The sequence below is a fragment of the Olivibacter sp. XZL3 genome, assembly GCF_004368405.1.
Lineage (GTDB): Bacteria > Bacteroidota > Bacteroidia > Sphingobacteriales > Sphingobacteriaceae > Olivibacter.
Map to the genome: position 1 here is coordinate 157,148 of NZ_SBJH01000064.1, position 9,683 is coordinate 166,830.

Genomic DNA, 9,683 nt, shown 5'->3' on the forward strand with positions numbered 1-9,683 from the left:
CAAATACTTAGTTCAAATTCAATTATTAAACAACAAAGGATTTCGCCTTTTCAATAGCCGCAGCTAAACCGGACGAGTCCTTCCCGCCTGCCGTAGCATAAAATGGCTGACCGCCGCCGCCGCCTTTTATTTCCTTTGCCAACTCTCTAACAATCTTACCCGCGTCCATACCTTGGCTTACTAAATCATCAGACAACATAACCGTTAAACCTGGCTTGCCCTCTAGGTCGACCGCCAGCACGAGGAACAGCTTATCACCCACCGCCTTCTTAATAGAGAAGGCCAAGGTTTTAACAGCTTCCGCACTTGGTAACTCCACCAGTTCTCCGATAAAGCGAATTCCATTGATCTCCACGGCCTTTTCAACGAATACCTGTTTTAGGTTTTGAGCTTTCTCCGATAACGATTTTTCTACTTCCTTTTTTAATTTGCCGTTTTCTTGTATCAGGTTGGAAATAGCTGCACCCAAATCTTTTGGATTTTTCAGTAATTCTTTTAATTCGTTGACCAGCTTTCCTTGCTGCTCGACGAATTCTTCTGCGCGCTTACCGGTTATGGCTTCGATACGTCGCACGCCGGCGGCCACAGCACTTTCGCTGCGTATTTTAAAAAAACCGATGTTTCCGGTGCGCTGTGCGTGGGTTCCTCCGCATAATTCTTTTGAAAAACTTTCGTCAAACACGATCACTCTCACAAAATCACCATATTTCTCACCGAACAAAGCAGTAACGCCCATAGCAAGGGCATCGTTATAAGGCACGTCTCTTCGCTCGTCTAAAGCGATATTCTCCCTAATCTTTGCATTGACAATTTGCTCAATCTGTAGCAACTCCTCATCGGATACTTTTGCAAAATGAGAAAAATCGAAACGGAGTATTTCGTCATTCACCAAAGATCCCTTTTGATTCACGTGTTCGCCCAACACCTGTTTGAGCGCAGCGTGCAACAAATGAGTTGCAGAATGATTAGCTTGAATCTCCTGACGTCGTCTACTATCCACTTTTGCGTGAAAAGCGCCGTCCAACTGAGCAGGAAGTTCGTTGGCAAAATGGATAATCAATCCATTTTCCTTTTTCGTATCGACAATTTGAATCACCTCATTGGATGTTTCGTTTGTTAAGGTACCTATGTCACCTACCTGTCCACCTCCTTCCGCATAAAACGGTGTTTGCGATAAAACTAACTGGTATTGAGTCTTGCCTTTACTAGAAACTTTACGGTATTTAAGTATTTTCGCTTCTATTTCCAACGTATCGTAGCCCACGAAAGCAGTTTCACCGTCGTTATTTAAAGAAATCCAATCGCCCGCATCGATCGTTGTAGCAGCTCTTGAGCGTTCTTTCTGTTTATTCAAGGCGCTTTCAAAGCCCTCCATGTCCACTCGCCACCCTTTCTCACGCGCCATCAAGCTAGTTAAATCAATGGGAAAGCCATAGGTATCGTACAGCTCAAAGGCAAAATCTCCATTAACCAAATGCTGATCTGTCTGATAACCTTCGAAGCGTTGAATTCCGGCAACCAGCGTTCGTAAAAACGACACTTCTTCTTCAAGGACAACCTTTTGCACAAAATCCTGCTGTTTGTAAAGTTCGTCAAAAACGCCTTTAAATTGCTGAGCTAACGACGGCACCAAGGTGTTTAAAAACGGTTCTTTGAAATTCAGGAAGGTATAGGCATAACGAACCGCTCTGCGAAGAATCCTTCTGATAACATAACCTGCCTTGTTATTCGATGGCAATTGCCCATCCGCAATAGCGAAAGAGATCGCACGGATATGGTCCGCCATTACGCGCATCGCGATGTCCTGCTGTTCATTTTCGCCGTATTGTACCTTTGCAGCTGCAGCTATTTTTTGTATGAGCGGTTGAAAAACATCGGTATCGTAATTGGAGGTCTTGCCCTGTAATACGCGCACCAAGCGTTCGAATCCCATTCCCGTATCGACATGCTTTGCAGGGAGAGGCTGCAGGGAACCGTCTTTCAAACGGTTGAATTGCATAAATACATTGTTCCAAATTTCAATAACCTGAGGATGGTCGGCATTCACCAAACTGCTCCCGTCAACAGCTTTCCGTTCTTCGTCGCTTCTGCAATCGATATGTATTTCAGAGCAGGGGCCACAAGGTCCGGTTTCACCCATCTCCCAGAAATTATCTTTTTTATTTCCTTTCAGGATTCGTGCAGGATCAATATGCTCCTTCCAGTAATTATAAGCCTCCGCGTCTTCGGGTAGGCCTTCGCTATTGTCACCTTCAAATACGGTAACATATAATCTATCCGCATCGATCCTATAGACATCAGTCAGGAGTTCCCAACTCCAGGCTATTGCTTCTTTCTTGAAATAATCGCCAAAACTCCAATTCCCCAACATTTCAAACATGGTGTGGTGATAGGTATCGATACCTACCTCTTCCAAATCATTATGTTTACCTGAAACACGTAGGCACCGTTGCGTGTCTACCACTCTTGTGTGTTTAATAGGCGCTTCGCCCAAGAAAAGTTCTTTAAACTGATTCATCCCTGCGTTGGTAAACATGAGGGTTGGATCATTCTTTACTATTATCGGTGCAGAAGGTACGATTTCATGGCCCTTACTTTTAAAAAAGTCTAAAAATGCTTGTCTTATTTCTCTACTAGTCATTCACTAGAATAATTAAATATGTTCCAACGGCTATATTAAAGATGCACAAAGTTACGCTATTTTAGCGTTGTTAGCTAACACAATTGATCTTATTAAAAAAGCTGTCCAAAAACAAATTACCTGTGTTTGGACAGCTTTATCTGTAAAAAGTCTATATATGGACTATTTACTTAAGCTTGCAAAATGTTTATGAAAAAGGGGGATTGTTTCGATGCCTTTGAAATAATTAGCGATATCGAACTTTTCGTTCGGCGAATGCAAATTATCGCTATCTAAGCCAAAACCCATCAACACCGTTTTTAAACCCAATTCTTTTTCGAATAAAGCCACAATAGGGATACTTCCCCCGCCTCTACATGGGATCGGCGCCTTTCCGAAAGACTCTTCAATCGCTTTCTCCGCCGCCTGATAGGCTACACTATCTGTAGGTGTTACCGCCGGTTCGCCGCCATGATGGGGGGTCACTTTTACTTTTACATATTTTGGCGCTATGTTTTCGAAATGTTGCTGAAATAATTTCGTAATGACGGCCGATTGCTGGTTGGGTACCAACCGCATTGAAATCTTTGCTGAAGCCTTTGCCGGAAGAACCGTTTTGGCACCTTCTCCTATATAGCCGCCCCAAATCCCGTTCACTTCTAAGGTAGGACGAATTCCGGTGCGTTCAATCGTTGTATAGCCTTTTTCTCCCCACAACTCATCAACACCAAGGTCAGCTTTGTAGTCGTTTTCATCGAAGGGTGCCTGATTCAACGCCTTCCTTTCTTCCTCACTTAATTCCAGTACATCATCGTAAAAACCTGGAATGGTAACATGGTTATTCTCATCGTGAAGCGAGGCGATCATTTTTGCCAGTATGGTAGCAGGGTTTGCTACCGCTCCTCCGTACACCCCAGAATGAAGGTCTCTGTTGGGACCTACCACTTCTACTTCTAAATACGAAAGCCCTCTTAAACCGGTTTCAAGCGACGGATTTTCCAAACTGATCATGGCCGTATCGGAAATCAACACCACATCAGCTGCCAGTTTCTCTTTATTTGCTCTGACGAAGAGGTCTAAGTTCTCAGAACCCACTTCCTCTTCACCTTCAATCATGAATTTAATATTACATGGCAGGCTTTCGGTTTGTTGCATCACTTCAAAGGCTTTTACATGCATATACATTTGCCCTTTGTCATCACAGGCTCCACGGGCAAAGATCTTCCCATCGCGCACAGTAGGTTCGAATGGAGGTGTATTCCATAATTCGAGTGGTTCTGGAGGTTGTACATCATAGTGGCCATATACCAGTACCGTAGGTTTAGTGGCGTCAATAATCTTTTCCCCATATACAATCGGATTGCCTGCAGTAGGACAAACTTCCACATTATCTGCACCTGCGGCCTTTAATTTTTCAGCAATATAATCTGCCGCGTTCAATACATCATTTTTATATTTCGAATCGGCACTAACGGAAGGAAAACGAAGCAATTCAAACAATTCATCCAAAAATCTTTGCTTATTTGCTTCAATATAGTCTTTAATGTGTGACATAACTTATCGTGTTTGTTGCAAACCTACATAAAATCGATTAAAATCCAATCTTATTTAGGGATCCGATATCTTGCCTTACGTGCATCCATACTGTGTCCACACTGTAAAAGTACATGAAAACAGAAAGGGACAGCGAACGCATACTAAACGACAGGCGCACTTGAGGTGGAGATAACGTGGACTTGACCCGGAGTTCACATGGGCTTAAGTCAGAACCAGAAGCTATTGAGATTTGATGCTTATGAAAGGTAATACAAATCTAGACATAATGTATCGTATACGTAAAATTACGGAAAGGATTTACAGTAAAAATATTTTATAATCTCTAGGGGCTTTTAACTAAGTTTGCCTCAGCGCTTCTCTATCTAAGGGTTTTATCAAATTCTTAAACGCTCTTTTTCAGAACATATTTTATTAACAGAACATGAATCGCTTTTTGCAAATTTATTTAGATTCTTATCGGGGCTTATCTCGCCCTGCTTGGATGTTAGCGCTTGTTATGTTCATTAATAGAAGTGGGGCCATGGTGCTCCCCTTCTTAGGCGTTTATATAACCAACAAACTTAACTATTCCATTGAACATGCAGGAATTATTTTAAGTTGCTTTGGCATCGGAGCAGTTAGCGGTTCGTGGCTTGGCGGATGGTTGACAGATCGTTTCGGACATTTTAAAATACAAGCGGGAAGCCTATTCCTAACAGCTCCCCTCTTTTTTATTTTGCCACTATTGCAATCCATGGAGTCACTTGCTTTTGGTATATTTTCCCTAAGCCTTATCTCGGAGACCTTCCGACCGGCCAACTCAGTTTCTATCGCTCATTATGCAAAACCTGAAAATATAACGAAAGCCTTCTCTTTAAACCGAATGGCTATTAATTTAGGTTTTTCAATAGGTCCCGCATTAGGCGGTTTCTTAGCCTCAGTTTCTTATGATCTTTTGTTTTATGGGAATGGTATCACCTGTTTATTAGCCGGTATCCTTTTTTTCTTTTATTTTAAGAATCAGAAAGGGCATCAGAAGGAAAAAGGAGATCGTAGTGCGGATGTCCTTTCCAAACGTTCGCCTTATAAAGACCTCCCTTTTCTATTATTTAGTTTTTTATGTGCAGTGTATGCAATCTGCTTCTTTCAACTATTAAACACCCTGCCTTTATTCTATCGGTCTGTTTATCAATTGAGCGAGTCGCAAATCGGACGAATTCTCGCTTTTAGTGGTATCGTAGTTTTTTCCTTGGAGATGCTTGTAGTTCATCTCGCTGAAAAAAAACTCTCGAACGCAATAGCGATCATATTGGGTACACTTTTATGTGGTTTGTCCTATGCGCTTCTAAATCATCATGCCAGTCAATGGATATTGTATTTTTCCATCTTCATTCTCTGCTTATCTGAAATTTTAGCCATTCCTTTTATGGCCACTGTTACTATTAACCGGAGTGGCAAATATAGCCAAGGGGCTTACATGGGCTTAAACGCTCTTGCATTTTCAATTGCACATATCGCATCTCCCTACATCGGAACACATGTTGCTGCCACATATGGTTTTACCATTTTATGGTGGGGAACTGGGATCATTACCACCATGACAACCCTAGGCTTTATGGCTGTATTCAGATTCATGAAGCGGAGAAAAGACGCTCCATGAACGAAATAATATTATACGGCCACACTTCCCTTTATACGTTCGACAAAGGAAGGAATTTGTTCCAAATAATCTTCCTGATCAAGCAGGCGAACAAAAGCACTGCCTACAATAGCCGCATCGGCATATGTTAATGCATGATCAAAACTAGCTTGATCGGCAATGCCGAAGCCAACCACTAGTGGGTTATGCAAGTTCAACGCTTTGATCCTTTCAAAATAGGCTGTCGTCTGCTCAGAAACAGTTAAGTTCTTACCTGTCGTAGCAAAGGAAGAAACCATATAAATAAAGCCCGTACTCAATTCGTCTATTTTCCGGATACGCGCTTCTGAAGTCTGCGGTGTAATCAAAAATATGTTACTGATGTTGTATTTTCTAAAAACGTCCTGATAAAGCTCTTCATACTCGTACATCGGTAAGTCGGGAACGATCACCCCATCGACTCCCACCTCGGCACAAGATTTACAAAACCGTTCTACGCCATACTGCAGCATTGGATTCACGTAGCCCATTAACAAAACAGGTATCTGCACATGCTGCCGCAATTCCTTTAGCTGTTGGAACAAAAGATCAAGTGACATGCCGTTTTTTAACGCTTCCTCGGAGCTATGTTGAATGACCGGCCCATCCGCCACAGGATCTGAATAAGGAAATCCTATTTCTAAAAAATCGACGCCTGCCGTTTCCAGTGTTTTAGCTAGTTCGATGGTACTGTCTATACGAGGATACCCAGCGGTAAAATATATAGAAAGCATTTTTTTACCAGCCTTATTATTAAACAGTTGCTTAATTCTATTCATTGTGGTATTTCTGAGCTCACGCTGTATTAAAAATTGAAATATTTCATATAATTATCCAAGTCCTTGTCGCCTCGCCCCGACAGGCACACGACTACATTATCAGAAGGCTTGAAGGACATCTTTTCTAATTGGGCCAAGGCGTGGGCACTTTCTACGGCAGGAATAATTCCTTCCATGCGTGTTAATAAGAGTCCGGCCTGCATGGCTTCGTCGTCTGTTATGCTGACGTATTTCGCCCTCCCTATTTTATGTAAAAAGGCGTGCTGAGGCCCAATACCAGGATAATCTAAGCCGGCAGAAATAGAATATGGCTCTATTACCTGTCCATCCGTTGTTTGCATCAAAATGGTGCGACTGCCGTGTAAAACCCCTTCCTGGCCAAGCACGGAAGTCGCCGCTGAATGACCGCTATCGACGCCTTTGCCGGCAGCTTCAGCAGCAATCAACTGAACCGCTTCATCGTCTAAAAAGTGATAGAACATCCCGATTGCATTGCTTCCGCCACCAACACATGCAATGGCATAATCAGGGGTTTCGCGTCCGGTTTTCTCCAAAAGCTGCTTACGCGTTTCAGCAGAGATAACCGATTGGAACCTGGCCACCATATCAGGATAAGGATGAGGACCTACGACGGAGCCGATGATATAATGAGTGTCCACCGGGTTATTAATCCAATCACGCATGGCCTCGTTGGTAGCATCCTTCAAAGTTTTACTTCCAGAGCTAGCGGGGCGCACTTCAGCACCCATCATTTTCATTCGGGCAACGTTTGGCGCCTGTCTTTGTATATCGATTTCACCCATATAAACCACACATTTTATTCCCATTAAAGCGCACACAGTGGCGGTTGCGACTCCATGTTGGCCGGCGCCGGTTTCCGCTATGATGCGTTTCTTTCCCAGGCGTTTAGCCAACAAAATCTGACCAATGGTATTATTTACTTTATGGGCACCTGTATGGTTCAAGTCTTCCCGCTTTAAAAAGATGTTAGCTCCGTATTTCTCGGAAAAGCGTTTGGCCAAATAGAGCGGCGATGGTCTGCCGACATAATCTCTCAATAGCTGTTCGAATTCCTTCTTAAAGCTATCTTCATTGATGATTTCCATATAACGCAGCCTTAGCTCCTCTATATTCGGGAACATCATCTCCGGAATATAGGCGCCTCCGAAATCCCCATAATATCCTTTCTCATTAACCTGATAATTACTCATTGTATCTCCAATTTATATCACTTTTATAATGTTTATTAGGCTTGCTCCGTGATGGCTATCGACAAAAAACCGACTGCAATAACGAAAGATCTTTAAGTCCGGGACTTTTTTCAAATCTTGAATTCACGTCAATTGCATACAAGCGGTGATCGGCCAGAGATAAGGCCTCTTCTACATTGTCTGGGCTTAGGCCACCACTTAAAAAAAAGGGTTTATCTAATGTATAATTTTCGAGTAGCGACCAATCAAAACCTTTGCCTGTGCCTCCATAATTCTCACTTTTTGTATCGAAAAGGAAATAATCAACCAAGGCATCGTAGGCGTCCAGCCGACTCCAGTCAAAGCATTTTGAAACTCCGAAAGCTTTAATCAAAGAAACCTCTAATTCCTTTAAGGACTCTATGAAGGCCGGACTTTCGTCACCATGCAACTGTATCGCTTGCAAACCATAGCTATCTACCGCCGATTTTATGCGGTCGATCGAATCGTTAACAAAAACCCCGACTTTGTTAACCCCTTGTAATGATGTTAAGAACTGTGGCGACAGATCCGCTATATATCGTTTTGACTGTTCATAGAATATGAATCCAAGATAATCCGGTTTTAGCAGAACGACTTCTTCGATATTAGCAGGAAACCGCATCCCGCATATTTTCAGTTTCGGCCGCATATTAATAAAATGCTTTTTCCTTTTTCACTAATCGGTTAAAACTATGCAACGCTTTTTTCGACAATAGAGACGCTTCGGCTTCATAATAGCAATCGGCAAATGATTTATGTGGACAGATCGTCTGAATCGCTATAGCTGCGTTGCACAGGACAACGTTATTCTGCGTGGCAGTGCCCGCTCCATTTAACACCGAGGTAAAAATACGCGCAGCTTCTTCGATCGTTTCTCCACCGTTTATCTCATTGGCTTGCACCTTTTCAAACCCGATGGTAGCCAACGACACGTACCGCTCGCCCTGGTTGCTAATTACCTTGAAATTGCCCGTTAAAGAGATCTCATCGTAACCGTCAAAAGCGTGTAGTATGGAATATTGCTTACCTGTTTTTTGGTATAGGTATCCATAGAGCCTCGCCAACTCTAGGCTAAAGACACCCACCGATTGATAAATCGGTTCGGCGGGATTAACTAACGGACCCAACATATTAAAAAATGTCTTTACGCCTAGCTCCCTGCGTATAGGCGCCACGGTTTTCATGGCTGGATGAAACATAGGGGCATGCAAAAAGCAAATACCGCTCTCATCCAGACTTCGATAGATTTCTCCCGGTTCATTGGTAAAACGATATCCTAAGAACTCCATTACATTGGAAGAACCGCAGCCTGAAGACACACCGTAGTTTCCATGTTTTGCGACATGATAGCCGGCTCCTGCGACCACGAAAGAAGCAAGTGTAGATATATTGAAGGTGTTTTTTCCGTCACCTCCAGTTCCACAGAGGTCAATCAGCTTATAATCTTTAAAATCTATTTTCAAGCACAAATCCAACATAGCGTCCCGGAAACCGGCAAGTTCTTCCACGGTAATGTTCCGCATACAATAAGCTGTCATAAACGCCGCCATTTGAGAAGAATTGTATTTTCCAGAAGTTATGTTAGTTAATATTTCATAAGCTTCCTCCTTCGTAAAAGTTTTGCTTTCGAACAAATGGGCCAATATTTTTTTCATCCGCATATAATTATTTATGAGTATGTTTTCAATGGCGTAAACGACGCACTCTTATACTCGTTTTGTTTTCATATGGTATTCACCTTTCGTTGCATTCCCTTTTTTAACCCAGAATACGCATTAGCTCATGAACTGCAATGAAATGCTCCTTTACATCCATTTCAATAGCTCATTCACCATACC

The 9,683-nt window shown here is 42.6% G+C and carries 7 protein-coding genes; 1 reads left to right on the forward strand and 6 read right to left on the reverse strand.

Features of this window, described 5'->3' with window-relative positions; all coding sequences use genetic code 11:
* Window positions 1–25: 25 nt before the first annotated feature.
* Together alaS and EPX21_RS14440 are read right to left on the reverse strand one after the other, a co-directional pair.
* On the reverse strand, window positions 26–2,641 hold the full coding sequence (gene alaS / locus EPX21_RS14435) for an alanine--tRNA ligase (protein WP_134090391.1): 2,616 nt from the start codon (window positions 2,639–2,641) through the stop codon (window positions 26–28).
* 162 nt (window positions 2,642–2,803) lie between these two features.
* Window positions 2,804–4,174, reverse strand: coding sequence for a dipeptidase (locus EPX21_RS14440; protein WP_134090392.1), 1,371 nt, complete (start codon window positions 4,172–4,174; stop codon window positions 2,804–2,806).
* 424 nt (window positions 4,175–4,598) lie between these two features.
* Between EPX21_RS14440 and EPX21_RS14445 the strand changes: the two genes are divergently transcribed.
* The gene (locus EPX21_RS14445; RefSeq protein WP_134090393.1) at window positions 4,599–5,816 is read left to right on the forward strand and encodes an MFS transporter; all 1,218 of its coding nucleotides are present in this window, start codon (window positions 4,599–4,601) and stop codon (window positions 5,814–5,816) included.
* 11 nt (window positions 5,817–5,827) lie between these two features.
* Here EPX21_RS14445 and trpA read toward each other — a convergent pair whose 3' ends face one another.
* From trpA to trpD, 4 genes are read right to left on the reverse strand one after another with little or no spacing between them, the layout of a single operon-like run.
* A complete protein-coding gene (gene trpA, locus EPX21_RS14450; protein WP_134090394.1) occupies window positions 5,828–6,613 on the reverse strand; it encodes a tryptophan synthase subunit alpha in 786 nt (261 codons plus the stop codon).
* Window positions 6,614–6,639: 26 nt separating this feature from the next.
* Window positions 6,640–7,824 (reverse strand): tryptophan synthase subunit beta, encoded by a 1,185-nt coding sequence (gene trpB / locus EPX21_RS14455; protein ID WP_134090395.1) that lies wholly within the window; start codon window positions 7,822–7,824, stop codon window positions 6,640–6,642.
* A gap of 55 nt (window positions 7,825–7,879) precedes the next feature.
* Entirely contained in the window at window positions 7,880–8,494 is a 615-nt protein-coding gene (locus EPX21_RS14460) for a phosphoribosylanthranilate isomerase (protein ID WP_134090396.1), read from the reverse strand.
* A 1-nt stretch (window position 8,495) separates the two neighbouring features.
* Complete coding sequence (trpD, locus tag EPX21_RS14465; RefSeq protein ID WP_134090397.1) at window positions 8,496–9,500, reverse strand: anthranilate phosphoribosyltransferase; 1,005 nt, start codon at window positions 9,498–9,500, stop codon at window positions 8,496–8,498.
* Window positions 9,501–9,683: the final 183 nt, after the last annotated feature.